This is a genomic window from Pseudomonas asplenii (assembly GCF_900105475.1).
Lineage (GTDB): Bacteria > Pseudomonadota > Gammaproteobacteria > Pseudomonadales > Pseudomonadaceae > Aquipseudomonas > Aquipseudomonas asplenii.
The window spans coordinates 5,802,491-5,828,447 of sequence record NZ_LT629777.1 but is presented as its reverse complement, the minus strand read 5'-3'; the positions used below and the strand labels follow the sequence as shown (position 1 = coordinate 5,828,447).

At 60.8% G+C, this 25,957-nt stretch carries 27 protein-coding genes; 19 read left to right on the top strand and 8 right to left on the bottom strand.

Annotated elements, in window-relative coordinates:
- Window positions 1–135 precede the first annotated feature (135 nt).
- Entirely contained in the window at window positions 136–624 is a 489-nt protein-coding gene (gene bkdR / locus BLU37_RS25845; RefSeq protein WP_010443703.1) for a Bkd operon transcriptional regulator BkdR, read from the top strand.
- 71 nt (window positions 625–695) lie between these two features.
- On the opposite strand, the gene csrA is transcribed toward bkdR, so the two are convergent.
- Entirely contained in the window at window positions 696–890 is a 195-nt protein-coding gene (csrA, locus tag BLU37_RS25840; protein ID WP_010443705.1) for a carbon storage regulator CsrA, read from the bottom strand.
- A gap of 252 nt (window positions 891–1,142) precedes the next feature.
- Here csrA and BLU37_RS25835 point away from each other — a divergent pair, with 252 nt between their 5' ends.
- Window positions 1,143–1,481: a hypothetical protein gene (locus BLU37_RS25835; protein ID WP_232000414.1), complete on the top strand. Its 339-nt coding sequence runs from the start codon at window positions 1,143–1,145 to the stop codon at window positions 1,479–1,481.
- Between the two features lie 121 nt (window positions 1,482–1,602).
- Here BLU37_RS25835 and BLU37_RS25830 read toward each other — a convergent pair whose 3' ends face one another.
- Window positions 1,603–2,292 carry an endonuclease gene (locus BLU37_RS25830; protein ID WP_090210156.1) on the bottom strand — a complete coding sequence of 230 codons (690 nt, stop codon included), beginning with the start codon at window positions 2,290–2,292 and terminating at the stop codon, window positions 1,603–1,605.
- A gap of 3 nt (window positions 2,293–2,295) precedes the next feature.
- The gene (locus BLU37_RS25825) at window positions 2,296–2,496 is read right to left on the bottom strand and encodes a DUF1654 domain-containing protein (protein ID WP_010443711.1); all 201 of its coding nucleotides are present in this window, start codon (window positions 2,494–2,496) and stop codon (window positions 2,296–2,298) included.
- Between the two features lie 371 nt (window positions 2,497–2,867).
- Between BLU37_RS25825 and BLU37_RS25820 the strand changes: the two genes are divergently transcribed.
- The 11 genes from BLU37_RS25820 (at window position 2,868) to BLU37_RS25770 (ending at window position 12,512) form a co-directional block, all read left to right on the top strand.
- Complete coding sequence (locus BLU37_RS25820) at window positions 2,868–3,335, top strand: hypothetical protein (protein WP_232000412.1); 468 nt, start codon at window positions 2,868–2,870, stop codon at window positions 3,333–3,335.
- A gap of 215 nt (window positions 3,336–3,550) precedes the next feature.
- Window positions 3,551–4,495, top strand: a complete 945-nt coding sequence (locus BLU37_RS25815) for a sugar ABC transporter substrate-binding protein (protein WP_029532163.1) — start codon at window positions 3,551–3,553, stop codon at window positions 4,493–4,495.
- A 71-nt stretch (window positions 4,496–4,566) separates the two neighbouring features.
- The gene (locus tag BLU37_RS25810; RefSeq protein ID WP_010443714.1) at window positions 4,567–6,120 is read left to right on the top strand and encodes a sugar ABC transporter ATP-binding protein; all 1,554 of its coding nucleotides are present in this window, start codon (window positions 4,567–4,569) and stop codon (window positions 6,118–6,120) included.
- A complete protein-coding gene (locus BLU37_RS25805; RefSeq protein WP_010443715.1) occupies window positions 6,117–7,094 on the top strand; it encodes an ABC transporter permease in 978 nt (325 codons plus the stop codon). The genes BLU37_RS25810 and BLU37_RS25805 overlap by 4 nt, the downstream gene beginning before the upstream one ends.
- A 3-nt stretch (window positions 7,095–7,097) precedes the next feature.
- The gene (locus BLU37_RS25800; protein WP_090210152.1) at window positions 7,098–8,108 is read left to right on the top strand and encodes a LacI family DNA-binding transcriptional regulator; all 1,011 of its coding nucleotides are present in this window, start codon (window positions 7,098–7,100) and stop codon (window positions 8,106–8,108) included.
- A 55-nt stretch (window positions 8,109–8,163) separates the two neighbouring features.
- On the top strand, window positions 8,164–9,084 hold the full coding sequence (rbsK, locus tag BLU37_RS25795; RefSeq protein ID WP_090210149.1) for a ribokinase: 921 nt from the start codon (window positions 8,164–8,166) through the stop codon (window positions 9,082–9,084).
- Window positions 9,081–9,485 (top strand): D-ribose pyranase, encoded by a 405-nt coding sequence (rbsD, locus tag BLU37_RS25790; RefSeq protein WP_010443718.1) that lies wholly within the window; start codon window positions 9,081–9,083, stop codon window positions 9,483–9,485. Before rbsK ends, rbsD begins: the two co-directional genes overlap by 4 nt.
- Window positions 9,486–9,513: 28 nt before the next feature.
- Window positions 9,514–10,542 (top strand): nucleoside hydrolase, encoded by a 1,029-nt coding sequence (locus BLU37_RS25785; protein ID WP_010443720.1) that lies wholly within the window; start codon window positions 9,514–9,516, stop codon window positions 10,540–10,542.
- 93 nt (window positions 10,543–10,635) lie between these two features.
- Entirely contained in the window at window positions 10,636–10,941 is a 306-nt protein-coding gene (locus BLU37_RS25780; RefSeq protein ID WP_010443721.1) for a hypothetical protein, read from the top strand.
- 169 nt (window positions 10,942–11,110) lie between these two features.
- Window positions 11,111–11,434, top strand: a complete 324-nt coding sequence (locus BLU37_RS25775) for an I78 family peptidase inhibitor (RefSeq protein WP_172833063.1) — start codon at window positions 11,111–11,113, stop codon at window positions 11,432–11,434.
- 187 nt (window positions 11,435–11,621) lie between these two features.
- Window positions 11,622–12,512, top strand: a complete 891-nt coding sequence (locus BLU37_RS25770; protein ID WP_090210145.1) for an AraC family transcriptional regulator — start codon at window positions 11,622–11,624, stop codon at window positions 12,510–12,512.
- Between the two features lie 135 nt (window positions 12,513–12,647).
- Here the strand turns inward: BLU37_RS25770 and BLU37_RS25765 are convergent, their stop codons facing one another.
- From BLU37_RS25765 to BLU37_RS25755, 3 genes are read right to left on the bottom strand one after another with little or no spacing between them, the layout of a single operon-like run.
- A complete protein-coding gene (locus BLU37_RS25765) occupies window positions 12,648–14,117 on the bottom strand; it encodes an efflux transporter outer membrane subunit (RefSeq protein ID WP_232000410.1) in 1,470 nt (489 codons plus the stop codon).
- Complete coding sequence (locus BLU37_RS25760; RefSeq protein ID WP_090210143.1) at window positions 14,104–17,196, bottom strand: efflux RND transporter permease subunit; 3,093 nt, start codon at window positions 17,194–17,196, stop codon at window positions 14,104–14,106. Before BLU37_RS25760 ends, BLU37_RS25765 begins: the two co-directional genes overlap by 14 nt.
- 11 nt (window positions 17,197–17,207) lie before the next feature.
- Complete coding sequence (locus tag BLU37_RS25755) at window positions 17,208–18,353, bottom strand: efflux RND transporter periplasmic adaptor subunit (protein ID WP_090210141.1); 1,146 nt, start codon at window positions 18,351–18,353, stop codon at window positions 17,208–17,210.
- A 349-nt stretch (window positions 18,354–18,702) separates the two neighbouring features.
- On the opposite strand from BLU37_RS25755, the gene BLU37_RS25750 reads away from it, so the two are divergent.
- From BLU37_RS25750 to BLU37_RS25740, 3 genes are all read left to right on the top strand, one after another.
- Window positions 18,703–21,018: a TonB-dependent siderophore receptor gene (locus tag BLU37_RS25750; protein ID WP_090210138.1), complete on the top strand. Its 2,316-nt coding sequence runs from the start codon at window positions 18,703–18,705 to the stop codon at window positions 21,016–21,018.
- Window positions 21,019–21,149: 131 nt separating this feature from the next.
- Window positions 21,150–21,539 carry a hypothetical protein gene (locus BLU37_RS25745; RefSeq protein WP_232000409.1) on the top strand — a complete coding sequence of 130 codons (390 nt, stop codon included), beginning with the start codon at window positions 21,150–21,152 and terminating at the stop codon, window positions 21,537–21,539.
- A complete protein-coding gene (locus tag BLU37_RS25740) occupies window positions 21,526–21,927 on the top strand; it encodes a hypothetical protein (protein WP_090210136.1) in 402 nt (133 codons plus the stop codon). Before BLU37_RS25745 ends, BLU37_RS25740 begins: the two co-directional genes overlap by 14 nt.
- A 92-nt stretch (window positions 21,928–22,019) precedes the next feature.
- Here the strand turns inward: BLU37_RS25740 and BLU37_RS25735 are convergent, their stop codons facing one another.
- Window positions 22,020–22,232, bottom strand: a complete 213-nt coding sequence (locus BLU37_RS25735; protein ID WP_007956027.1) for a cold-shock protein — start codon at window positions 22,230–22,232, stop codon at window positions 22,020–22,022.
- A 283-nt stretch (window positions 22,233–22,515) separates the two neighbouring features.
- A complete protein-coding gene (locus BLU37_RS25730; protein ID WP_019363482.1) occupies window positions 22,516–22,824 on the bottom strand; it encodes a hypothetical protein in 309 nt (102 codons plus the stop codon).
- 382 nt (window positions 22,825–23,206) lie between these two features.
- Between BLU37_RS25730 and thrS the strand changes: the two genes are divergently transcribed.
- The 3 genes from thrS to rpmI are packed head-to-tail and all read left to right on the top strand — an operon-like array spanning window position 23,207 to window position 25,935.
- Window positions 23,207–25,129, top strand: coding sequence for a threonine--tRNA ligase (thrS, locus tag BLU37_RS25725; RefSeq protein WP_010443724.1), 1,923 nt, complete (start codon window positions 23,207–23,209; stop codon window positions 25,127–25,129).
- Window positions 25,129–25,680 carry a translation initiation factor IF-3 gene (gene infC, locus BLU37_RS25720; RefSeq protein WP_172833141.1) on the top strand — a complete coding sequence of 184 codons (552 nt, stop codon included), beginning with the start codon at window positions 25,129–25,131 and terminating at the stop codon, window positions 25,678–25,680. Before thrS ends, infC begins: the two co-directional genes overlap by 1 nt.
- A 60-nt stretch (window positions 25,681–25,740) precedes the next feature.
- Window positions 25,741–25,935 (top strand): 50S ribosomal protein L35, encoded by a 195-nt coding sequence (gene rpmI / locus BLU37_RS25715; RefSeq protein WP_002553160.1) that lies wholly within the window; start codon window positions 25,741–25,743, stop codon window positions 25,933–25,935.
- Window positions 25,936–25,957: the final 22 nt, after the last annotated feature.

Below are 25,957 nucleotides of genomic sequence, written 5' to 3'. Positions count from 1 at the left end.
CCTGGGTAAGGGAAATCTTGTCCTACAACAATCATAGGCCGGTCGTAGGAGAATATTTATCTCTGTTAGGTTGCGCCTGAGATTATTTGCAGATAAAAAATCTGTATAAGTCTAAAAAACAGGTGATTTTGTCTCATGCGCAAACTGGATCGTACCGACATCGGGATTCTCAACAGCCTTCAGGAGAATGCCCGCATCACTAACGCCGACCTGGCCCGGTCGGTCAATCTGTCGCCGACACCGTGTTTCAACCGGGTGCGGGCGATGGAAGAGTTGGGGCTGATCCGCGAGCAGGTGACCTTGCTCGATGCCGATCTGCTGGGCCTGCACGTCAACGTGTTCATTCACGTCAGCCTGGAAAAACAGGTGGAGGAGGCGTTGCAGCACTTCGAGGCGGCGATCGCCGATCGGCCGGAAGTGATGGAGTGCTATCTGATGGCGGGGGATCCGGACTATCTGATCCGCGTGCTGGTGCCGACCATCCAGGCGCTGGAGCGCTTCATGATGGACTTTCTGACCAAGGTGCCGGGGGTGGCGAACATCCGCTCCAGCTTTGCGCTCAAGCAGGTGCGCTACAAGACGGCGCTGCCGTTGCCGGCTGGCGGTCTGACGTTGGCGATGTAGAGGAGAGTGGGAAGAGCGAGAGACTTTCGTCAGCCGCGACCCTGAATGCCAGGGCTGACGAGTTCGAGTGCCTACAGATTGTCTTTCTTGTCTCCGGCAGACAGGCCGGCCTGGATCCGCTGGTAAATCTCTTCACGGTGCACGGCAACGTCTTTTGGCGCATTGATGCCGACGCGTACCTGCTGGCCGCTGACGCCCAGAATAGTGATCGTGATGTCGTCACCGATGTTGATGCTTTCACCGACTTTGCGGGTGAGTATCAGCATGTCTTTACTCCTTGATTGTTACTAAGGTGCCTTTCTCAGGCATTCCTGGCTTAGGTCTTACATACAGAATACCGCCAAGTTGATCCGAGCGGGTGGTTCATTACAGACGTCATTTCATTCTATTTAATTCCCCGGAGCCGGAAAATCGTCGGTAATTCAGTCTGATAGGGCATCAATAGGGCAGTTCTACAAGGTTGAGACAGGCCGTAAGGTGATAAAATCACATTAACTGACGATTACGGGAGACGCTTTGTGCGCAGAATAGCAGTGATGATGGCATTCGTGGTGCTGGCCGGATGTGGTGATGGCTCGGGGCACAAGGTCGAGCCGGCCAAGGCAGCGCTGGCACCGGTGACCGCAGCCGTGCAGAGCACGGGTTGGGACCTGCTGATCAAGGACGACAAGACCAAGGCGTTGACCGACTGGACGGCCTGGCTGATCGAGCACGGCTTCCCGTTCAAGATTCTCGATGATGGCCAGGTCATTGCCGGTCCGTTCGCGACCAAGGAAATCGCCGAGCAGAAAAAGGCCCAGTTGGCCGACAAGCAGAACATGGAATCGCAAGTGGTGGAGCACAAGGCGCAGCCGTGAGGCTGTAGGGGCTGGATTGTCGGGACGCCGCACCGCCGCGAAGCTTTTGGCGGCCCCATTGGCCCCTGGCGGCGTCCCGACAAGCCCGCTCCTACAGAAAAGGCCGGTTTGTGCAGGCGACTCAGCCGCAGGCTTTGAGGTCCACCGCCCCGACAAACTCGTTGCCGCGCCCCATCACGCACGCCACGTGCTGGTTGCGCTGGCGTTCCCAGGGTTGCACCGGGTAGGTCTTGTTCCAGGCTTCATACAACTGCCGATCCTGTTTCGACAGGCGCAGGCCGTATTGCTTGCTCATGTAGAAATAGGTGCGGGCGATCATCCCGCGAATCGATGGGCGCGGCATGACCTTCTTCGCCTTGAAGTCGACCTGGGTCAGGCAGGCGCCGTATTGGCCTTTCTGCTCCGGCAACCAGCCGAAGCTGAAGTTGCTGCGGTCGCCGTTCACTTCGCCGATGCTCGGCACCAGGTTGTGCAGGTCGGCTTCGGCGCGCTTGTAGGCCGGATCGTTCTGGCTGCAGTTCTTGCGCCCGCCCTGTTGCCAGCATTGGCGCTGATGACCGATCTGCCAGGCCGGCACGATATGTTCCCACTCGATGCGCGCGGCACGGTTGGCGTTCTTGCGGGGGACGTAACCGCAGGCCTGGAGGTCGACCCGGTTGCCGCTGTACTTGCAGCCGCAATAGAACTCGGTGGACTGGCGTTCATACAGCTTCCAGGCGACCTTCTTGGCTTCGCTGAAGGTCCGTGGCGCTTCGGCGTGGGCTGGTAGCACCCAGCACAGACCGAGCAGGGTGATAACAAGCAGACGCATGGCTCAGTCTTCCTTCGGCACGGTCCAGAAAATCTGCACGCCGCCGTCATCGCGGTAGGCCAGGGTGACGTTGTCGTTCTCGCCGATTTCCTCGAGCAGTTGCTCCCACTCATCGGCGGGCTCATCCGGCATGCGGAAGATCAGCGCGGCCTTGGCTTGCTGGGCGGATTGCGAGTTGATGATTTTCTGTACGCGCAGGCCCATGCGCTCGTAGGCGCTGGGTGCGATGGAAGCTGAGGTTGGGTTTGCCACGAAACAATCCTTAATTAAGCTGTACGTGCATACAGTATTTAACTGTAGGCAATTTCGCAACTGTCAGGGCGTGTTGGAGCATTTCTGACAGCGCTTTTTGGGATTTGGCGTCAGCTGTAGGAAAAATTATAAGGATTTACAAAAGGATGGATGTCGGTGGGCGTTTTTTTAACGAGTAGGTTTTTTCGCGGTGTTGGGTGAGAGATTGCTGTGTCGGCTGCAGAGTCTTTGTATCGGGATGGGATGCATTGACGTACACGAACGCTAAAGTTCAGCAGGTTGCTGCCGATAGGGCGGTACAGAAATTTTTCGAGGCGCTTATCATGTCAGTAGGTTTTCCTTCCCCCGGCGGCTTGATGATCAACGGCCGCACCGCGGGTTCGACGGAGTCCAAGACCATCGCCATGACTGGCGAGATCGACAAGGCAGTGAAGGACACCAGTGAAGCCGACACCAAGGACGGCAAGGTCCGTGCGGGCGGCGGTAGCGCGCAAGCCGCCGAGAGCACCGACGAAAGCGCAGGCAGCAGCCATAGCGCTGCGGTCAAGGCGCTGCAAAAACGCATGAAAGAGCTGCAGCAACAACTGCGTGAACTCCAGCAGCAACTGGTCGCCGCGCAGAAGGCTTCCTATCCTTCGGACGATGCCCGCACCAGCGCCGTGATGGGCGTTCAGGGGCAGATCAGTACGGTCAGTGGCGCCCTGATGACCACCGCCGCCGCGCTGCTGAAAGCCCTCACCGACGAGGCCAAGTCCGGTAGCACCGGCTCGCTGGTCAGCACCACCGCCTAAGCCCTTAACCGCCGGGCATTGCGTCCGGCGGTGATTTCATGGCTATTCTCTGATCGAGCCTGTGCAACCCCGTTGACAAATGTCGGCGGGGTTCGCATAGTTTGTCTTACGCAAACGTTTGCGCAGACTGTTTCGGGGCTTCCCACAGGTAGTGGCGCAAGCTTCGTCGCGCTCCTGGCGTTGCCCACAACAATCATAAGATCTGGAGTGAACCCATGAAGTTGCCATTCGCTGGACGCCTTCTCGCTGTCGCCGTACTCGCTGCCGTCATGCCACTGTCTTCGGCTTTCGCCGACGCGGCCAAGCCCAAGGTTGGCCTGGTCATGAAGTCCCTCGCCAATGAATTCTTCGTCACCATGCAGGACGGCGCCAAGGACTACCAGAAAGCCCACTCCGCCGATTTCGACATGATCACCAACGGGATCAAGAACGAAACCGACACCGCTGCCCAGATCGATATCGTCAACCAGATGATTCTGTCCAAGGTCGATGCCATCGTGATTGCCCCGGCCGACTCCAAGGCCCTGGTGACCGTGCTCAAGAAAGCCTCGGACGCCGGAATCAAGGTGGTCAACATCGACAACCGCCTCGATCCGGACGTGCTCAAGAGCAAGCACCTGGAGATTCCGTTCGTCGGTCCCGACAACCGCAAGGGCGCCCGCCTGGTCGGTGACTACCTGGCCAAGACCCTGGCCGCCGGTGACAAGGTCGGCATCATCGAAGGTGTACCGACCACCACCAATGCCCAGCAGCGCACCGCAGGCTTCAAGGATGCGATGGACGCGGCCGGCATGAAGATCGTTTCCACCCAATCCGGCAACTGGGAAATCGACCAGGGCAACAAGGTCGCCTCGGCCATGCTGAGCGAATACCCGGATATCAAGGCGCTGTTGGCCGGTAACGACAACATGGCCCTGGGCGCTGTGTCGGCAGTACGTGCTGCGGGCAAGGCGGGCAAGGTGCAAGTGGTCGGTTACGACAACATCGAAGCGATCAAGCCGATGCTGCAGGACGGCCGTGTGTTGGCCACCGCTGACCAGGCTGCTGCCCAGCAGGCGGTGTTCGGTATCCAGAACGCACTCAAGCTGGTCAAGGGTGAGAAGGTCGATGCCGTCGATGGCGTGATCCAGACTCCGGTCGAACTGGTTCTCAAGAAGTAAACCCTGGTGGCCATACAGGCCACTCGCTGCAACCGCCCGCTCGTTCTGAGCGGGCGCTCGGAGATTTTTCTATGTCATCTTCCGCCCCGAACGCTGTCCTGTCGGTCAGCGGTATCGGCAAGACCTATGCGCAACCTGTCCTGAGCAACATCGACCTGACGCTGATGCGTGGCGAAGTGTTGGCGCTCACGGGTGAGAACGGCGCGGGCAAAAGTACGCTGTCGAAGATCATCGGCGGGCTGGTCACACCGACCACCGGCCAGATGCACTTCAATGGCCAGGCTTATGCCCCCGGCAGTCGGGCCCAGGCTGAAGAGCAGGGCGTTCGCATGGTCATGCAGGAACTCAATCTGTTGCCGACCCTGTCGGTGGCGGAAAACCTGTTTCTCGATAACCTGCCCAGCCACGCTGGCTGGATCAGCCGCAAGCAGCTGCGCCAGGCTGCCATCGAGGCGATGGCCCAGGTCGGCCTGGACGCGATCGACCCCGACACCCTGGTCGGTGAACTGGGGATCGGCCACCAGCAGATGGTGGAAATCGCCCGCAACCTGATCGGCGATTGCCATGTGCTGATTCTCGACGAGCCGACCGCGATGCTCACCGCCCGCGAAGTCGAAATGCTCTTCGAACAGATCACCCGCCTGCAGGCCCGGGGCGTGGCGATCATCTACATTTCCCACCGGCTCGAAGAACTGGCCCGAGTCGCCCAGCGCATTGCGGTACTGCGCGACGGCAACCTGGTCTGTGTCGAGCCGATGGCCAATTACAATAGCGAGCAGTTGGTCAACCTGATGGTCGGCCGCGAACTCGGTGAACACATCGACCTGGGTGAGCGCACGATTGGCGCGCCGGCCCTGACGGTCAAGGGCCTGAGTCGGGCCGACAAGGTGTTCGACGTCTCCTTCGAAGTGCGCGCGGGCGAGATCTACGGCATTTCCGGCCTGATCGGCGCCGGGCGCACCGAACTGCTGCGCCTGATCTACGGCGCCGATATCGCCGACAGCGGCACCGTGGCCCTGGGCACACCGGCCAAGGTCGTCGACGTGCGCTCGCCGGTCGATGCGGTGCGCCATGGCATCGCCCTGATCACCGAGGACCGCAAGGGCGAAGGCCTGCTGCTGACCCAATCGATCAGCGCCAACATCGCTCTGGGCAACATGCCGGCGATTTCCAATGGCGGGGTGGTCAACGGTCGTGATGAAACCGCGCTGGCGCGGCGGCAGATCGAAGCCATGCGGATTCGTAGTTCGAGCCCTGAACAACTGGTGTCCGAGCTGTCCGGCGGCAACCAGCAGAAGGTGGTGATCGGCCGCTGGCTGGAGCGCGACTGCTCGGTGCTGCTGTTCGATGAGCCAACGCGCGGGATCGACGTCGGCGCCAAGTTCGATATCTACGCCTTGCTGGGCGAACTGACCCGCCAGGGCAAGGCGCTGGTTGTGGTCTCCAGCGACCTGCGCGAGTTGATGCTGATCTGCGACCGGATCGGTGTGCTCTCGGCTGGCCGTCTGATCGAGACTTTCGAGCGCGATAGCTGGACTCAGGATGACTTGCTTGCTGCCGCCTTTGCCGGCTATCAGAAACGTGATGCGTTGCTCAACGAAGCGGCGCCTAGGGATACCCTATGAAAACTGCACCTTCGACCGGCAAGGCCGGCCGTAATTTCTATGGTCTCGGCACCTACCTGGGGCTGGCCGGCGCGTTGCTGGCGATGATCATCCTGTTCTCCAGCCTGAGCAGCCATTTCCTGTCCTATGACACCTTCAGCACCCTGGCCAACCAGATCCCCGACCTGATGGTGCTGGCGGTCGGCATGACCTTCGTGCTGATCATCGGCGGTATCGACCTGTCGGTCGGCTCGGTGCTGGCACTGGCGGCCTCCACCGTCAGTGTGGCAGTGCTGGGCTGGGGCTGGAGCGTGCTGCCAGCAGCATTGCTGGGCATGGGCTGTGCGGCGCTGGCGGGGACCATTACCGGCTCGATCACCGTGGCCTGGCGGATTCCGTCGTTCATCGTCTCCCTCGGCGTGCTGGAAATGGCCCGGGGCGTCGCCTACCAGATGACTGGCTCGCGTACCGCCTACATCGGTGACGCCTTCGCCTGGTTGTCGAACCCGATCGCCTTCGGTATTTCGCCGTCTTTCATCATTGCGCTGCTGGTGATCATCGCCGCGCAACTGGTGTTGACCCGTACCGTGTTCGGTCGTTACCTGATCGGCATCGGCACCAACGAGGAAGCCGTGCGCCTGGCGGGGATCAATCCCAAGCCCTACAAGATCCTGGTGTTCAGCCTGATGGGCCTGCTCGCGGGCGTTGCGGCGCTGTTCCAGATTTCCCGCCTGGAAGCGGCCGATCCGAACGCCGGTACCGGCCTGGAACTGCAGGTGATCGCCGCAGTGGTGATCGGTGGTACCAGCCTGATGGGCGGGCGCGGTTCGGTGATCAGCACCTTCTTTGGTGTGCTGATCATCTCCGTGCTGGCCGCGGGCCTGGCGCAGATCGGCGCGACCGAGCCGACCAAGCGAATCATCACCGGTGCGGTGATCGTCATCGCCGTGGTGCTGGATACCTATCGCAGCCAACGCGCCCGCCGGCGGGCCTGAGTCATGGCGACCATCAAGGACGTGGCCGCGCTGGCGGGAATCTCCTACACCACGGTCTCCCACGTGGTGAACAAGACCCGGCCGGTCAGCGAACGGGTGCGGCTCAAGGTCGAGGCGGCAATCGCCGAACTCGACTACGTGCCCAGCGCCGTGGCGCGCTCGCTCAAGGCCAAGACCACCGCGACCATCGGCCTGTTGGTGCCCAACAGCCTCAACCCGTACTTCGCCGAGCTGGCGCGCGGCATCGAGGATTACTGCGAGCGCAATAATTACTGCGTGATCCTGTGCAATTCCGACGATGATCCGGACAAGCAGCGCAATTACCTGCGGGTGTTGCTGGAGAAACGCGTCGACGGGCTGATCGTTGCCTCCACCGGCGGTGACGACAGCCTGGCCTCTGGCCTGCTGGCGGTGCGCACGCCGATGGTGATCGTCGACCGCGAGATTGCTGGCGTCGAGACCGACCGGGTGCGTATCGACCACGAGGAGGGCGCCTACCTGGCGACCCGGCACCTGCTGGAGCTGGGGCATCGGGCGATTGCCTTCATCGGTGGGCCGCTCGACAACAGCGTTGCGCAGTTGCGTCTCGCCGGTTATCGCCGGGCACTGCGCCAGGCCAAGGTCAAAGTGTCGGCCTCGTCGGTACTGGCCAGCGACTTCACCAGCACCGGCGGTTACCGGGCGGCGGCCCAACTGCTGGAGGGCGAGCGCCCGACGGCGATTTTCGCTGGCAATGACCTGCTCGGCATCGGTGCCCTGCGGGCTGCGGCGGAACGTGATATCCGAGTACCGGGCGAATTGTCGGTCATCGGTTTCGACGATATCCAGATGAGCCGTTATGTGTACCCGGCGCTGACCACGGTCGGCCAGTCGATTCTGCAACTGGGGGAGACGGCGGCCGAGTTGCTGCTGCGTCGCCTCGCCACGCCGGAACTGGCGCTCGACCAGCGCATCGTGATTCCCAGCATCGTCTTGCGTGAATCGACGGCACCGGTTCCGGACGCGTCCGCCTGAAACGTCGGTCCAGCGCTGCTGGCTCCGACCGAACTGAATTCAAGAGTACAGATGCATGCAAGCAAAAGTAGTGGTCATAGGCAGTCTCAACATGGATCTGGTCAGCCGCGCCGAGCGCCTGCCGCGTGCGGGTGAAACCCTGATCGGCCAGTCGTTCGGCACCGTGCCTGGCGGCAAGGGCGCGAACCAGGCCGTGGCGGCGGCGCGCCTGGGCGCACAGGTGTCGATGGTCGGCTGTGTGGGTGATGACGCCTACGGGCAGCAATTGCGCGATGCCTTGCTGGTCGAAGGGATCGATTGCCAGGCGGTCACGGCGGTGGACGGCGTTTCCAGCGGGGTGGCGCTGATCGTGGTCGATGACAGCAGCCAGAACGCGATTGTCATCGTCGCCGGCGGCAACGGTTGTCTGACCACCGAAGTGGTCAAGGGCTTCGACGCGGTGCTGCAGGCGGCCGATGTGATCATCTGCCAGCTCGAAGTGCCGCTGGAAACCGTCGGTTATGCGCTCAAACGCGGCCGCGAGCTGGGCAAGACCGTGATTCTCAACCCGGCGCCGGCGAGTGCGCCGTTGCCGGCCGACTGGTATGCGTCGATCGACTACCTGATCCCCAACGAAAGCGAGGCATCGGCCCTCAGTGGCCTGCCGGTGGATTCCCAGGCGACGGCCGAAGCCGCCGCGACCCGACTGATGGCGGCGGGGGCGGGGAAGGTGATCATCACCCTTGGTGCCCAGGGCTCGCTGTTCGCCGACGGGCAAGGCTTTACGCACTTCCCGGCGCCCAAGGTGCAGGCGCTCGATACCACTGCGGCGGGCGACACCTTCGTCGGCGGTTTCGCCGCAGCGCTGGCTGCTGGCAAGAGTGAGGTCGAGGCGATCCGTTTTGGCCAGGTCGCCGCAGCGTTGTCAGTCACCCGGGCCGGTGCTCAGCCATCCATTCCACAATTGTCCGAAGTGCAGGGGTTCAAACTGTCATGAAAAAAGCACCATTGCTCAACATCGCGCTGTCACGCCTGATCGCCTCGCTGGGCCATGGCGAGATGCTGGTGATCGGCGATGCCGGCCTGCCAGTGCCGCCAGGTGTCGAACTCATCGACCTGGCCCTGACCCCGGGCATTCCCGATTTCGTCAGCACCCTGCGCATCGTGCTCAGCGAGATGCAGGTAGAGAGCCATGTGCTGGCCGAGGAGATCCTGCTCAAGCAGCCGCCGGCATTGACCTACCTGGAGGCGCTTGAGTCCCGTGGCGAGTTGGGGCAACGTCGTCTGCTCAGTCACGAGCAATTCAAGGCGCTCAGCCAGCAGGCCAAGGCCGTTGTACGCACCGGCGAGTGCCAGCCGTACAGCAACGTCATCCTGGTGGCAGGCGTGACATTCTGACTTTTCCCTCATGCGCAAGGAGTGCACCATGCAACGCTATACCAAGACTGTGTCACGCTGGTTCAGGAGTCTGCTGATCGTGTCCCTGTTCACTGCTACCGGCGCCCAGGCGGCGGAAAAGATCGACCTGATCATCGACACCGACCCGGGCGCCGATGATGTGGTTGCGCTGTTGTTCGCCCTGGCTTCGCCGGAGGAATTGAACATTCGCGCGCTGACCACCGTCGCCGGCAACGTGCGCCTGGACAAGACCTCGCGCAACGCCCGGCTGGCCCGTGAGTGGGCCGGGCGCGAAGAGGTGCCGGTGTATGCCGGCGCGCCACGGCCGCTGCTGCGCACGCCGATCTATGCCGAGAACATCCACGGCAAGGAGGGCATCTCCGGAGTCACCGTGCACGAACCCAAGGCGCCGTTGGCCAAGGGCAATGCGGTGAACTACCTGATCGACACCCTGCGCGCGGCCAAGCCCCACAGCATCACCATTGCCATGTTGGGGCCGCAGACCAACCTGGCGCTGGCGCTGATCCAGGACCCGGAAATCACCCAGGGCATCAAGGAAGTGGTGGTCATGGGCGGTGCGCACTTCAACGGTGGCAATATCACGCCGGTGGCCGAGTTCAATCTGTTCGCCGATCCGCAGGCCGCCGAAGTGGTGCTCAAGAGTGGCGTCAAGCTGACCTACCTGCCGTTGGACGTGACCCACAAGATCCTCACCAGCGACGAGCGCCTGAAGAAGATCGCCGCGCTGAACAACAATGCTGGCAAGGTGGTCGGCGACATCCTCAACGACTACGTCAAGGGCGACATGGAGCACTACGGTATCCCAGGTGGCCCGGTGCACGACGCCACGGTCATCGCCTACCTGCTCAAGCCGTCGCTGTTCAGCGGGCGTGAAGTCAACATGGTGGTCGACAGCCGCGAAGGTCCGACCTTTGGCCAGACCATCGTCGACTGGTACGACGGCCTGAAGCAGAACAAGAACGTGTTCTGGGTCGAGAACGGTGATGCGCAAGGCTTCTTCGACCTGCTGACGGCCCGCCTGGGGCGTCTCAAGTAACCCTGCCAGCCGCAGGCGCTCGCCTGCGGGGCCGCTGGGCACAAGGCCCGGCATCGTGCCACACTGCGGTTTTGCCTTTTCTGGAAAACCGCCGTGCAGATCGACCTGAACCACCCCGACAATCTCACCATCGAGGCCGTGCGCCAATTGCTCGCCTCGGCCAGCGATGACGTGCACACCCAATTGCGGGTGACCCGCTCAGGGATCGCCTATCTGTCCAGTGGCGTGGTCGGTGGGCGTGATATCGAGGGGCTGCTGTTTCGCCTGGAAACCTGGGCAGCCGGCTCCGGCTACGTTGGCAATGTGGCGGCCAGCGATGACGTATGGGTGCGGCAGATCTTCAATGCCTTGAAGGACAACTGGCCCAATCCGCCCTTCGATTACATCGACGTCTACTGAATATACAAGTCGTTCATATTCAGTCACGATTGATTGCGCCCGCAGGCGGGCGGCTGAGGCAGACTTGTCTGGTATTGCTGTCAGAATCAGTGCCTCCGCCAGTCGATATGCAACCAATCATGTAAACGGCGGTCGCACGCACTCTATCTATTTTTTCAAAGGAGGCTTCATGCCTTGGAAGCTTGCATCTTTGGGGGCGATTATCGCCATGTCGGTCCTGACCGGTTGCGCGACGAACAGCGGTTCTACGCCGGCCAGTCATAGCGAGTCCGCCAGTCAGAACGACAGTGGTCGTTGCGAAGCCAAAGGCGCCGAGTTCGCGATCGGCCAGCAGGCCTCTGCCGAGCTGCTGGAGCAGGCACGTAGCCGCAGCGGTGCACAGAACGCCCGGGTAGTGGGGCCGGATGACATGATCACCCTGGAATACCGCTCCGACCGCCTGAACCTCAATGCCGACCGTACCGGCAAGATCGAGCGGGTCAACTGCGGCTGATGTCGCACTACTACCAGCAGAAAGCCGCATTGTCAGCTGGGTTTGGGTGACGCGGCCTTGCGCGCGTTGCCCTTTCTGCTGGTTAATCTCACCGTCCCTGCGAATGGCTGGACGTCATTGAGCAAGTTGATCATAATCTTTTCCAATTAGGCCAGTGCCCCATCTTCCATCCGAGGCTCTACACCTCATGTCGAGCATTGCCATCACCGATCTAACTGTGTCCAGGGACGTCGACAGCGTATCGCGTCCGGTTGTGGCCTTGAGCGCCACCTCGGTGACAAAGGATTGGGAAAATGCGAGGCATCAGCACCGCAAGGCACAGCTTATCTACTCCGCGCGCGGCATCCTCAACTGCGAAATCGAAGACGGCGTCTGGATCGTGCCGCCGCAGTGCGCCATATGGATACCGGGAGACTTGCCCCATGCGGCACGGGGGTCGGGTGAAACGGAATGCTATTGTCTGTTCGTCGAGCCTGACGCCGCACCGGATCTTCCGAAAACCTGTTGCACGATTTCAGTATCACCATTGCTACGCGAGTTGCTACTGAAGGTGGCCGGTGTTCCTGAGTTGTATGCGCTGGGGGGGAGGGAAGACCGGCTGATTGCCGCATTACTCGATGAGTTGGTGGCGGCACCGGTGGAAGATTTGCATCTGCCCATGCCGCGCGATCCCCGATTGCGCCGTCTCGCGGAAATGATGCTGACCGACCCCGCGGACAAAACCTCGAAGGCCGATTGGGCTACTCGAATTGGCATGAGCGAGCGAAGCATGAGCCGTCTTCTGCTGCTCGAAATTGGAATGAGCTTCGGGCGTTGGCGTCGGCAGCTGCATGTGATCCTGGCGCTGCAACGTTTGACCAAGGGCGAAAGCGTGCAAACGGTGGCGTTGGAGCTGGGGTATGAAAACGCCAGTGGCTTCGTCACCATGTTCCGCAAAGCGGTGGGCAAGCCTCCGGCACGATACCTCTCGGATCGCACGAGCGGTGCGGAGCTTGTTCCCGTGCCCGGGATCATGCTCCCCGATGAAGTCGAGAGTGAGGCCCTCCTCGGATGCCAGCGACCGCAGGTGTTCACATAACGCTAGGTCTTCAATGAAAACCCGTCGCGCGCCACAATGACATTGCCGTGTTTCGTACGGCTCGTTTAGCGTTTCCGGTTTGATTGCCTGGAGCGCGCGAGGGTGGGGGCCCCCCCTCGCAAGTGCCCGTCTTGGCTACTGCTTCGCGGTCTGTTCCCATCCTCCACCAAGTGCCTTGAACACGCTGACCTGTGCGGAACCTACGCGCTGATCGGCAGCGGCCACCTGCGATCTTGCGTCGATCAGACTGGTCTGTGCCACGATCACGTCAAGGTAGCCGATTGACCCGGCGCGGTAGCGCTGGTCTGCCAGTTGGAAGGCTTTGTCGGCCCGGTCACGCGCTTCGATCAGCGCCTGACGCTGCTGCATGGCCGCACCGTAGGCACTCAAGGATTGCTCGGACTCCTTCAGCGCATTCAGTACTGCACCATCAAAGGTTGCCAACGACACCGCGGCTTGCGCCTTGGCCTGCGCGATACGGCTGCGTGCGACCATCGTGTTGGGGAAACTCCAGGAGATCAGCGGCCCCAAAGAGAACGACCATGTGCGGTTGCCCTTCAGATAGTCGTCGCGCAGGTAGTTCGCCGAAGCGCCCAGTGTGACGCGTGGATACAGGTCGGCCACCGCCACGCCAATGCGTGCGGTATCGGCGGACAGTTGGCGCTCGGCCTGACGCAAGTCCGGGCGGCGACGCAGCAGTGCGGTGCCGTCACCGATGGGCAGTGCCCCGGCGATCTGTGGTGCCTTGCTGCAGGTGCGCGCAGACTCGGGCACTTGCGAGGGCGTGCGCCCCATCAGCGCAGCCAATTCGAACAACGTGGCATCCCGCTGCCCCTGCAGCGGCGGCAAGGTGGCCTGTGCCTGGGCAAGCGTAACGCCGGCCCGTTCCACATCCAGATGCGAAGCCGAGCCTGCGTGTTCCTGGCGGCTGATCAGATCCAGGCTGCGCTGAGCCAGTTCAATGGACGAGTGCGCAACGTCGATGGATTCGCCATAGGTACAGGCGTCCATGTAGGCCCTTGTCGTCTCGGCGACGACGACGACCTTGGCTGCATCATGAGCAGCAGCGACTGCATCGGTATCGTCGCGTGCTGCTTCGATGTCGCGCCTGACCCGGCCAAACAGGTCGACTTCGTAAGAAATGTCGAGCCCGCCGCTGTAGCTCCACTGTGTGGGCGCCTGGCCGGTACCGGTCCATGTGCTCTGGTCGCGGCCAGAGCCCAGGCCGGCGGACACATTGGTCGAGGGGAAGAGGCCACCGCGCGCTTCCTTGTAGATGGCCCGTGCACGGTCGAGGTTGGCCAGTGTCATGCGCAGATCGGTATTGGCCGACAGGGCTTCCTGCACCAGATTGTCGAGCGCGGGATCGTTGTACAACTTCCACCAGCCCGCCAGTGCTGAGGCAGATGCATCGGTATCGGCCGGCTTGCTGACGAAGGCGCCTATTGCGGCTTCAGGTGTTGCCGGAGGGTGATAGTCAGGGCCGCTGGTGCAGCCCGCGCTAGCGATGGCAGTGATGATCGCCATCAAGGCAACGCGGCGCGAGAAGAATGTGGGCGCACGCGAAGCAGCAGACAGGGTAAGGATCGGTTTAGAGTGCGACATCGGGTGCCTCCGCAGTAGCAAGTTCGCGGGCGCGGCCACTTTGCGCTGATACCCGATGATCTTTGGCAATGAAGCTGTAGAGGGTGGGCAGTACGAACAGAGTAAAGAAGGTGCCGATCATCATGCCCATCACCACCACGATTCCGATGGAGAAGCGGCTGGCAGAGCCCGCTCCGTTTGCGAAAAGCAAGGGCACCAGGCCCGCGACCATCGCTGCAGTTGTCATCAACACAGGACGCATGCGCACCGCCGCCGCTTTCTCGATAGCCTCGATGCGGCTCAGGTTTTCGTGTTGCTGGATATGGTTTGCGAAGGTGACCATCAGGATGCCGTGTTTGGAAATCAACCCTATCAGCGTGACCAGTCCGATCTGGGTGTAGATGTTCAGCGTCGCATAGCCCAGCCACAGCGGTACCAGCGCGCCGCAGATCGCCAGCGGCACCGTCACAAGGATCACCAGCGGATCACGCAAGCTTTCGAACTGCGCTGCCAGTACCAGGAAGATGACCGCCAGTGCGAAGCAGAACGACACCAGCAGGCTGTTGCCTTCCTGCACGAACTGGCGGCTGTCGCTGAGCCAGTCCACACTGGTGCCAGACGGCAGTGGCTGCGATTGCAGAAACGCAATCGCTTCGCCCATGCTGACGCCCGGCGCTGGCAGCATTTCCAGCGTGGTCGAGTTCATCTGGCCGAACTGGGTGAGCTGGTTCGCCTGCGCACGCATGTCGACGCTGGTCACGGTCGACAGCGGCACCAGGGCGCCGGAGGTCGCCTTGACGTAGAAACGCCCGAGGTCTTGCGGCGTCATGCGCTCGCTACCGAGCACCTGCGGGATGACGTCGTAAGAGCGGTCATGGAAGTTGAAGCGGTTGACGTAGTTCTCGCCGACCAGCACGGCCAGCGTGTCGGCGATCGACTGCATGGTCACGCCCATTTCGCTGGCCTTCGCGTTGTAGATCGTGATGTGCGCCTGGGGGCTGTCGTAGGACAGGTCATTCTGCACGTAGAGGAATAGGCCACTGGCATAGGCGGCAGCCTTGATCTTCTCGCCGGTCTCGTACAGCGTCTTGAAGTCGTCGGGCGAGCGCAGCACCATCTGCACCGGCAGGCCACCGCTGGAACCGGGCAGCGCAGGCAACTGCACGGCGGTCAGCGTCTCGCCGTCGATGGCGCCGCCAGCCGCCTGAATCTGGCCCTGGATTTCGGTTGCCGATCGCTTGCGTTCCGACCAGTCCTTGAGGATCGCGCCGCCGATCATCATGTTCTGGCCGCCGGGATAGTCGCCGATGTGCATGAAGCTGCTATCGAACTCCGGGATCGACTCGAACAGCTTTTCGATCTGTTGGGCATAACGGGCGGTGTAGCCCACGCCGGCATATTGCGGCGCCTTGGTGACGACGATGATGGCGCCCTGGTCTTCTGTCGGCGCCAGTTCGTGACGGGTGCCCAAGAACAACACCACGATAGCCGCCAGCACGACCGCGCCGACCAGCAGAACCGCGCCGCGAGCGGCCAGGGTGTGGGCCAGCATGCGTCCATAGCACACCGTCAGACCTTCCATGTAGTGCTCGACTCGCTTCGCCAGCCGCCCTTCGCCTTGCTTGGAACTGAGCAGCATTGAACTCATCACCGGCGAGAGCGTCAGTGCGACGACTCCCGAGACGATCACCGAGCCGGCTAGCGTGAACGCGAACTCCTTGAACAGTGCGCCTGTCAGCCCTCCCATCATGCCGATAGGGGCGTAGACTGCTGCCAGCGTGATGGTCATGGCGATCACCGGCCCGACGATTTCGCGAGCGCCGAGCAATGCCGCTCGCGCGGGTGACAGTCCTTCCTCGATGTGGCGATGGATGTTCTCCACCACGACAATGGCATCGTCCACAACCAGGCCGATCGCCAGCACCATCGCCAGCAATGTCAGCAGGTTGATCGAGAAACCGCAGGCCAGCATCAGTGCCGCCGTGCCGACCAGCGACAGCGGGATAGTGACCACGGGAATGATGACCGCGCGGAAGGTGCCGAGGAACAGGAAGATCACCACGATCACGATCACGATGGCTTCGACCAGCGTGTGCTTCACTTCCTCGATGGACGCATTGACGAAACGTGCCACGTCGTAGTTGGGGGCGACGGTGAGCCCCGGCGGCGCCATCGCGCGAATCTTGGGCAGCAGTTCGTTGGCCTGCTTGACGATCTCCAGAGGGTTACCATCGGGCGTGGGCTGCAGGGCAACGAAGATCGCAGGGACGCCTGTCGCGAATGACAGGTTGTTGTAGTTCTGGCCACCGATTTCCACCGTGGCGACATCCGACAACCGCACCACGCCGCCCCCAGGGCTGGATTTGACGACCATCTGGCGGAAGTCCTCGACGCCGCGCAGGTCGGTGGCCGCGTTGATATTGGTGACGGTCAGCGAGCTCTTGAGCTGGCCCGGCGCAGCCTGCACGTTGTTGGCGCGCAGCGCGGCCGAAATCTCGCCGGCCGACAGTCCATGTGCGGCCAACCGTACCGGGTCGATCCAGATACGCATCGCCAGCGCCTGGCCTCCAAAGACATCGACCGAGGCCACACCGGGAATGCTGGTGAGCAACGGCTGCGCCACCCGGGACGCGAAATCCGTCACCTGCGGGATCGAAAGGGATTTGCTATAGAAGGCAATGTATTGCACCGCAGTGCCGCCTTCGGTGGACTTGCTGATGACCGGATCGGTGACGCCCGCCGGCAACTGGTACTTGACCTGCTGCACCTTGGCGAGGATTTCGGTCATCGTTCGATCGGCGTTGGCATTGAGCACCAGACGCGCCTTGATCTCGCTCTTGCCCTGTTTGGTGGTCGAACTGAGGTATTCGATGCCGCTGGCCGTGGCGATGGACTGCGCAATTGGCGTGGTGACGAAACCCTGCATCACGTCCTGAGTTGCCCCCGGAAGCGTGGTGCTGACCGTGATAGTGGCGTTTTCCAGATAGGGATACTGCCGCACGGGCAGCAGGAACATGGCGGTGGCGCCCATCAGCAGGATCAACAAGCTGACGACGAGTGCCAGGATGGGGCGGCGGATGAAGATGTCGGTGAAATGCATGATGCCGTCCTCTACCGTGCGCCAGCGGCGGAGGCGACCGCCGGGGCCGCTGGCGACGTTGCGACAGCCGCTGCGGGCATATTGATCTTCACCATCGCCCCGGGCGGCAGCCGATTCTGACCGGCCATCACCACGATGTCGCCGGCCTTGACGCCCTCGGTCACAACGACGTCTTCGCCGAGCTGCCGACCGGTGATGACCGGTACGGCGACCGCCTTGCCAATTCCCTGAGCGTCAGCATCCTGGACGAGCACCACGCCATCACCGGAGGCGGATGTCTGGATCGCCGTCAGCGGCAACACGATGCTGTCGGTCGTAGCGGGCAACGTCAGCCGCACGGTTGCATACATGCCGGACTTCAGGAGCCGGTCGTCATTGGACAAGAGTGCCTGTACGGCCACATTGCGGGTTTCGCCGTCGATGCGTGGTTCGATGCTGTTGATCCTGCCGGTAAACACCTGGTCCGGAGCGGCGTCTACCGTGACCTGCACCAGCGCACCTTGCGTCAGCTTGGGCAAGTCCTGCTGGGGGAGCATGAAGTTCACGTAGAGCGGGTCGAGCTGGGTCAGTGTGGCGATCACTTCACCGGCATTGAGATACTGACCGGGATTGACGCGTCGGATGCCGAGCTGACCGGAGAACGGCGCACGTATGCTCTTCTGCTGGATACGTGCGTCCAGTTGCCGGACTGCCGCGGCGGCCTGAGCGGCCTCTGCCTTGCGTTGTTCGAGCAACTCACGCGGCTCGGCGCCGGTGGGGGTCAGTTCCTGCGAGCGCCGTAGTTGCAACTGGGTGAAATCGGCTTTGGCCGCAGCCGCCGCGCGATCCGCTTGTTCGGGGGCGTCATAGAGCTGAATGAGCACTGCCCCTTCCTTGACGGTCTGGCCGGCCTCGAAATTGATGGCGGTCACGCGGCCCGACGTGTCGGGGGCCAACAGCACTTCGCGCACGGCTTGCAAACTGCCGACGGCTTGCAACTGCTCGGCCACGCCACGAGGTTCGGCGCGCAGTGTTGAAACCGGCATCGGCGGCAGGGTGGGGTATTCAGCGCCACCGCTGCGGGCGGTGCGCCAGGCATACAGCAAGCCGAAGACCACGACGAGGCCAACAACGCTTATGGCAATGGACTTGGCATAGGGGAGGGCGGCGTTACTCATGCGTTCCTCTCCACAATCACTGGTGTTAATGGCGCGCTTGGCCGACGGTACAGAGCCGATATACAAAGGCTAGGAGGGGACATAAGGGGATTTCCTCGTAAGAACAAAGTGCTTGTTCGGCCGGCCAAGCACGCTGTGCTCAGGCATGGCAAACCGCAATCAAGCGCAGCCTACCCCCATTAAAAAATTGCAGCATTGCGAAAGCAGGTCAGAATGTTTCTCAATACGGCCATTGCGCTGGGAGTAATCATGATTGGCCTAATCGAATAACAATCTGGCTTGGTTGCGACATCGTTTCCCCTTGTCTCTATTGTTAAATAGGGTATCTAAATGCAAATGAGTATTGTTGATGACCGCCCTCACGACTGCTGGGAAGTCCCGTTGGCCAATTGATATGCGCGCAAAGCCCGCCGTCTATCCTCATCTGGATGGGCCGTACAGGGGTGGGATCAGAAGCGCGCCCCGCACCGTGCTGGGCTCGGCAGTTGCGGCGGCAGTTCTCATCAGTGCGCAGGGCGCATTCGCCGCCGAGCCAGCGCAGGTCCAAAACCAGGTTGGCGGGGGGGCGTCCCAGGAGGAGCTGACCTTGCCGGCCATCAGCGTAACCGGCCGCGGGGATGCGGCGGTGACCGAGGGTACAGGCTCCTACACGACGGATGAGACGTCGGCGGCCACGCACTTGCCGCTGTCGCTGCAGGAAACACCGCAGTCGGTGACAGTGGTCACGCGCCAGCGCATGGACGACCAGCAATTGAATTCGGTACAGAGCGTACTGGAGAACACCACCGGCATCGCGTCGTACCAGTCCGACAGCGAGCGGACGAGTTTCTATTCGCGTGGATTTCTGATCAACAACGTTCAGTACGACGGCATACCCACGGTCGTGGGCGACATTGTCAATGGGAGTGGCATCAGTTCTCTCGATACCGCGTTCTATGATCGTGTCGAGGTCGTACGCGGCGGCTCCGGCTTGCTGACCGGCACCGGCAATCCTTCGGCCGCCATCAACCTGGTGCGCAAACGGCCGACCCCTGAGTTCTCAGCATCCGCCTCGCTCGGTGCAGGAAGCTGGGATACCCAGCGGGAAATGGCCGACGTATCGACGCCGTTGACCGAGGACGGTCGGATCCGTGCGCGCATGGTCGGAACGAACCAGGACGGACACTCGTACATCGACGGCTACAAGCCGCAGAGGAATTCGTTCTACGGGATCATCGAGGCAGACCTGACCCCGGATACGACGGTGAGTGTGGGTTATGACTATCAGAACATCACGCCGACAGGCTCGACCTGGGGCGGGCTGCCGCTATGGTTCAGCGATGGCACGCAGGCGCAGTACTCACGCTCCAAGACCTACGCGCAGGACTGGAGTCATTGGAACAACACTCTTAAAACAGCGTTTGCCGAGGTCGAGCACCGCTTCGACAACGGCTGGAAACTGCGGGCCGTCGCCAACCAGTACCGCACCGAATACGATGCCGAACTGCTCGGCCTGGTCGGCCGTCCCGATCGCGCCACAGGGCTGGGCACCTTTCCCTCTGGGGCCTATCCGGTAGCGCTGGCGTCCGACGGTCGCAGCCGTCAAAACACCTTCGACGTGATGGCGAGCGGTCCATTCGATATGCTGGGCCGCCAGCATGACCTGGTGGTGGGGGCGACGAGTTCACGTCGCACGTCCAGCAGTGAAGATATCTCTCCGTTCTACGCAAGCTTTATTCCGGTCAATGTCTATGACCTGGGCTCAGCCTTTCCCCGGCCCGACTTCAATGCTCAGGCTTGGATACCGACCCGCACCACCATCAAGCAGAGTGGTGTCTACAGCGCCGCCCGGTTTTCTCTGGCCGACCCTTTGAAACTCGTCGTCGGTGGCCGCTTCAGCAACTATGAAATCGACGAGAGCGTCAGTGGTGTGCCGTTCCACTACAACAAGACCAGTGAATTCACCCCGTACGCCGGCCTTATCTACGACATCAACAATACCTACTCGACCTATGTCAGCTACACGGGCATCTTCAACCCGCAGACCGACTACAGGGACGAAAAGGGCAACGTGCTCACGCCGTCCAAAGGTAAGACCAAGGAAATCGGCCTGAAAGGACAGTACCTCGACAAGCGTCTGAATGCGTCGGTCGCCTTGTTCGAGACCGAGCTGGACAACGCGGCGCAGATCGTCGCGGGCACCTACACGCCAAGCGGAGCCCAAGCCTATACCGGCTCCGATGGGACGAAGTCTCACGGGGTCGAGCTGGATCTGCAGGGCGAGCTGACGCGCGGCTGGAACATCTACGCCGGTATTGCCAGCTTCACCGCAAAAGACGGCGATGGCGTGCGCTTGAATTCGCAAATACCGCGTACCACGGCCCAGCTTTTCAGCACCTACCAGTTGCCGGGAGAGTGGAGCAAGGTGACGCTGGGCGGGGGCGTCAAATGGCAAAGCCGCTTCTACGAGGCGGCCAACACCGGCACCAGCACGCTGGGCGGGGAGCAGGGTTCTTATGCCCTGGTGTCACTGCTGGGGCGTTACGCCATTACGCAGAAGATCGACGTAGCCCTTAACGTCAACAACGTGCTCGACAAGAAGTACGCGTTGCAGAAAGGCGATTTCGACACCGTCAGTTATGGCGCACCGCGCAACATGATGGTGACGCTGAACTACAAGCTGTGAGCATGACAGCAGCGCACATCCCAAATCCCAAGCATCTCACCCTTCGCCAGAGAGAAAGTGCCATGTCGTCTCATTCCCCTCCCGCCCAGCGGTCTTGCGTCACCGTGACCCACCGACAAAACAGGGTTGCCTTGTTCTGGTTGACGACAGCCGTCGGCGCCGTACTGTTCGTGACGCTGCAGTCGTTCTCCTTCGTCAACGACTATGTGGTGACGCACGGCGCGATGCCCGCTATCACTTTCGATGCCAGCGCGCTGTGGATGGTCTCGGTGTTCTATGGCTCCTGGATCACCACGGTCCTGCTTGCCTTGGTCGGGAGCACCAGGACGCAATGGGCCGCACTGATTCTTGGCGGCCTGATGGTTGTCCTGAACACCGCTGGAGGTGTCTTCGACGGGCTCAGGGATGGAGGGCATATCGCTTTCTCGGCCGTGTTTTTCATCGCCCTTCCCGGCGTATGCGCCATCGTCGCCGCATGGCGCCACCTCATGAGTAAAGGAGCACGTGATGTCGATCAATAGCTCGAACTTTCCGTATGTCTGGATGAATCTTTCGCACGAACCTGGAAATGATCCTGAAAAGGACTTCGAGGAATTCGAGGTCAACCTGAAGCGCGGCGAACCGTTCGTGCTCCTGAGCGATGTCGTGCCGACCGAAGGTCATGAGCACACGCCTGAAGAAAAGAAACGTACTTCACTCTGGATGAAGAAACATAAGGTCGAATTGCGCAAGTGGGTTCTGGCGATGATTATGGTCGAATCCAGCTCGGCAAAGCGCCTGGGTTTCAAGGCATTTGCGGTCGTTTTTGCCAAGTTCTGGGGCTACCCTCTACTCCTTGCTGCTTCGCGTGAACAGGCAATGGAGATGGCAAGAGAGCTGCTTTCAGGGGAGGGGAGGTCATCCCGCTGACGGTTACGCTGCCGCCCAATCTCTCGGTACTGAAATAAAAGCCAATAAAAAACCCCGCACATGAGGCGGGGTTTTTTTAGTTCGCGGAAAACTTACTCCGGACGAACCTGTGCAGCTTGCATACCCTTTTGGCCTTTCTCAGCCACGAACGAGACGGTCTGGCCTTCTTTCAGGCTTTTGAAACCGTCAGTTTCGATAGCTTTGAAGTGTACGAACAGGTCGTCACCGCCACCTTGAGGAGTGATGAAGCCGAAGCCTTTTTCATCGTTGAACCATTTTACGGTGCCGGTTTGGCGATTAGACATGGTGTATCTCCAAGAAACATATATTTTCAGTAGTGCTGTGCTGCTCAGGCCAACTGGGCACACGGGCCTATCATAGTCGAAATGTTCGACTTGGGAGCCCCCCTCAGCGGCTGATTGCCAATCAGTCGCGCTTTCTTTACCGCACTGATCGGCTGAAAGCCACGGTTTAAGCGGCTTTCAGCAAAAAACGGCTGTGAGAAAAAAAGCCGTAAAAACTGCATAAAATGTGTGAAATAACGACTTTTAGCCTCTGAAGCGCGGAGCAATCCCGGCATTTGCCCGGTTATTTGCTCACCCGGCAGGCTGAAACGACTTGCAATGCTTTGGTCTGCAACTCCTTGCTAGGGCCCTTGCTGGGGTCCTTGGGGTGCATCAGTTCGGCCAGTTCGGCGCTGGTGAACTTGTCGTTGAGCTGGTCGGCGCTGCAGGCGCAATGCTGTTGCGCGGTCTTGAGGTCGACACTGCGGTTGGCGGCGATGGTGCAGTCCTTCATGTAAGCCTCGCGCTGGCCGTTGGGCCAGGCGGCCTGTGCGCTCAGGGGCAGCAGCAGGGCGATGGGCGCGGCGAGGGCGAGGAGGTGGGTCAGGCGCATGTTCGTACTCCTTTGGAAAAACGTGAACTGAACGTCGCTTACGGGGTGTTTGAGGGCTCGAGGGCAACTCAAGTTCACCGATGGCAGATGAAACCTGGTGACTCTAGCAGTTTGTGCTCCAGGCGAGGCGATGACCGTTCATCTGTGTTAGCATCCGCGCCTTGGCTTTTTTTCGGCGTCGTAGCGGGGTTCCCCGGACGAAGCCGTGCCATCAACCTTTTTCGTGAACTCCAGTCACTCTGGTTCGTTTCCGGTTGGCCTTACGGCTCCTGCCACTGTGCGGCAGGCGTTCTTCACTGAACGGCTGGACGGATCGCGTACTGGCTGCTCATCCCAACCCACGTGACCTTTGGTAGGGGTCACCACTAGGAGAGGAGGCGCCATGCCCACCATTACTCTTCCCGACGGCAGTCAACGTTCGTTCGATCACCCGGTTTCCGTAGCCGAAGTTGCCGCTTCCATCGGCGCCGGCCTGGCCAAGGCCACCGTGGCCGGCAAGGTCAACGGCAAACTGGTCGACGCCTGTGACCTGATCGATGCTGACGCCACGCTGCAAATCATCACGCCCAAGGATGAAGAGGGGCTGGAGATCATTCGTCACTCTTGCGCCCACCTGGTTGGCCATGCGGTCAAACAGTTGTATCCGACCGCCAGGATGGTGATCGGCCCGGTCATCGACGAAGGCTTCTACTACGACATCGCCTATGAGCGTCCTTTCACCCCGGACGACCTGGCGGCGATCGAAGCGCGCATGCACCAGCTGATCGACAAGGACTACGACGTGATCAAGAAGGTCACGCCGCGCGCCGAAGTCATCGACGTGTTCACCCAGCGTGGCGAGGACTACAAGCTGCGCCTGGTCGAGGACATGCCGAACGAAACGGCAATGGGCCTGTACTACCACGAAGAATACGTCGACATGTGCCGCGGTCCGCACGTGCCGAACACCCGTTTCCTCAAGTCGTTCAAGCTGACCAAGCTGTCCGGTGCCTACTGGCGCGGCGATGCCAAGAACGAGCAGTTGCAGCGCGTCTACGGCACTGCCTGGGCGGACAAGAAGCAACTGGCCGCCTACATCCTGCGTATCGAAGAAGCGGAAAAACGCGACCATCGCAAGATCGGCAAGCGCCTGGGTCTGTTCCACACCCAGGAAGAAGCCCCGGGCATGGTGTTCTGGCACCCCAACGGCTGGACCCTGTACCAGGTGCTCGAGCAGTACATGCGCAAGGTGCAGCGTGACAACGGCTACCTGGAGATCAAGACCCCGCAAGTGGTCGATCGCTCCCTGTGGGAGAAATCCGGGCACTGGGCCAACTACGCCGAAAACATGTTCACCACCGAGTCGGAAAGCCGCGACTACGCCATCAAGCCGATGAACTGCCCGTGCCACGTGCAGGTGTTCAATCAGGGCCTGAAGAGCTACCGCGAGCTGCCGATGCGTCTGGCCGAGTTCGGTGCCTGCCACCGTAACGAGCCGTCGGGTGCGCTGCACGGCATCATGCGCGTGCGTGGCTTCACCCAGGACGACGCCCACATCTTCTGCACCGAAGATCAGATGCAGGCCGAATCCGCCGCCTTCATCAAGCTGACCATGGACGTCTACGCCGACTTCGGCTTCAAGGACATCCAGATGAAGCTGTCGACCCGCCCTGAAAAGCGCGTGGGCTCCGACGAGCTGTGGGATCGGGCTGAAAACGCCCTGGCCGCGGCGCTCGACAGCGCCGGTCTGGCCTATGACCTGCAGCCGGGCGAGGGCGCCTTCTACGGACCGAAGATCGAGTTTTCGCTCAAGGATTGCCTGGGTCGTGTCTGGCAGTGTGGTACCCTGCAGCTGGACTTCAACCTGCCGATCCGTCTGGGCGCCGAATACGTGTCCGAAGACAACAGCCGTAAACATCCGGTGATGTTGCACCGGGCGATCCTCGGTTCCTTCGAGCGTTTCGTCGGAATTCTGATCGAGCACTACGAAGGTGCGTTCCCGGCCTGGCTGGCGCCAACCCAGGCGGTGGTGATGAATATCACCGACAAGCAGGCCGATTTTGCCCTCGAAGTGGAAAAATCTCTGGCCGAAAGCGGATTTCGTGCCAAGTCCGACTTGAGAAATGAGAAAATCGGCTTTAAAATCCGCGAGCATACCTTGCTCAAGGTTCCCTATCTTTTGGTTATCGGAGATCGGGAAGTCGAAACGCAAACTGTCGCTGTGCGTACTCGTGAAGGTGCTGACCTGGGCTCGATGCCCGTCGCCCAGTTCACTGAGCTGCTCGCGCAAGCGGTTTCCCGGCGTGGTCGCCAAGATTCGGAGTAATTATTATTAAGCGTGATATGAGACAAGATAAACGAGCTGCACCGAAAGCCCCGATCAACGAGAATATCTCGGCACGCGAGGTTCGGTTAATTGGCGCTGATGGCGAGCAGATTGGCATCGTCTCGATTGATGAAGCGCTTCGAATTGCCGAAGAAGCCAAGCTGGATCTGGTGGAAATCTCCGCCGATGCAGTGCCACCCGTCTGCCGGGTGATGGACTACGGCAAGTCGATCTTCGAAAAGAAGAAGCAAGTTGCTGCTGCGAAGAAAAACCAGAAGCAAGTGCAGGTTAAAGAAATCAAGTTTCGTCCAGGGACGGAGGAAGGGGATTACCAGGTAAAACTACGCAACCTGGTACGTTTCCTGAGTGACGGGGACAGGGCCAAGGTATCCTTGCGATTCCGCGGCCGTGAGATGGCCCACCAGGAGCTGGGGATGGAGCTGCTCAAGCGGGTTGAAACTGACCTGCAAGAATACGGCTCGGTCGAACAGCATCCTAAGATGGAAGGACGCCAGCTGATCATGGTCATCGCCCCGAAAAAGAAGAAGTAATCAACAGGGCACGGCAGGCCTTCTGATTATGTTTATCAACTGAATGCGGAGTATCCGAACATGCCAAAGATGAAAACCAAAAGTGGTGCTGCTAAGCGGTTTCTGAAAACTGCTAACGGTATCAAGCACAAGCACGCTTTCAAGAGCCACATCCTGACCAAAATGTCGACCAAGCGTAAGCGTCAACTGCGCGGTAGCAGCTTGCTGCATCCGTCTGACGTGGCAAAAGTCGAGCGCATGCTGCGCCTTCGTTAATTTTTGGATCAAGAATAGAGGA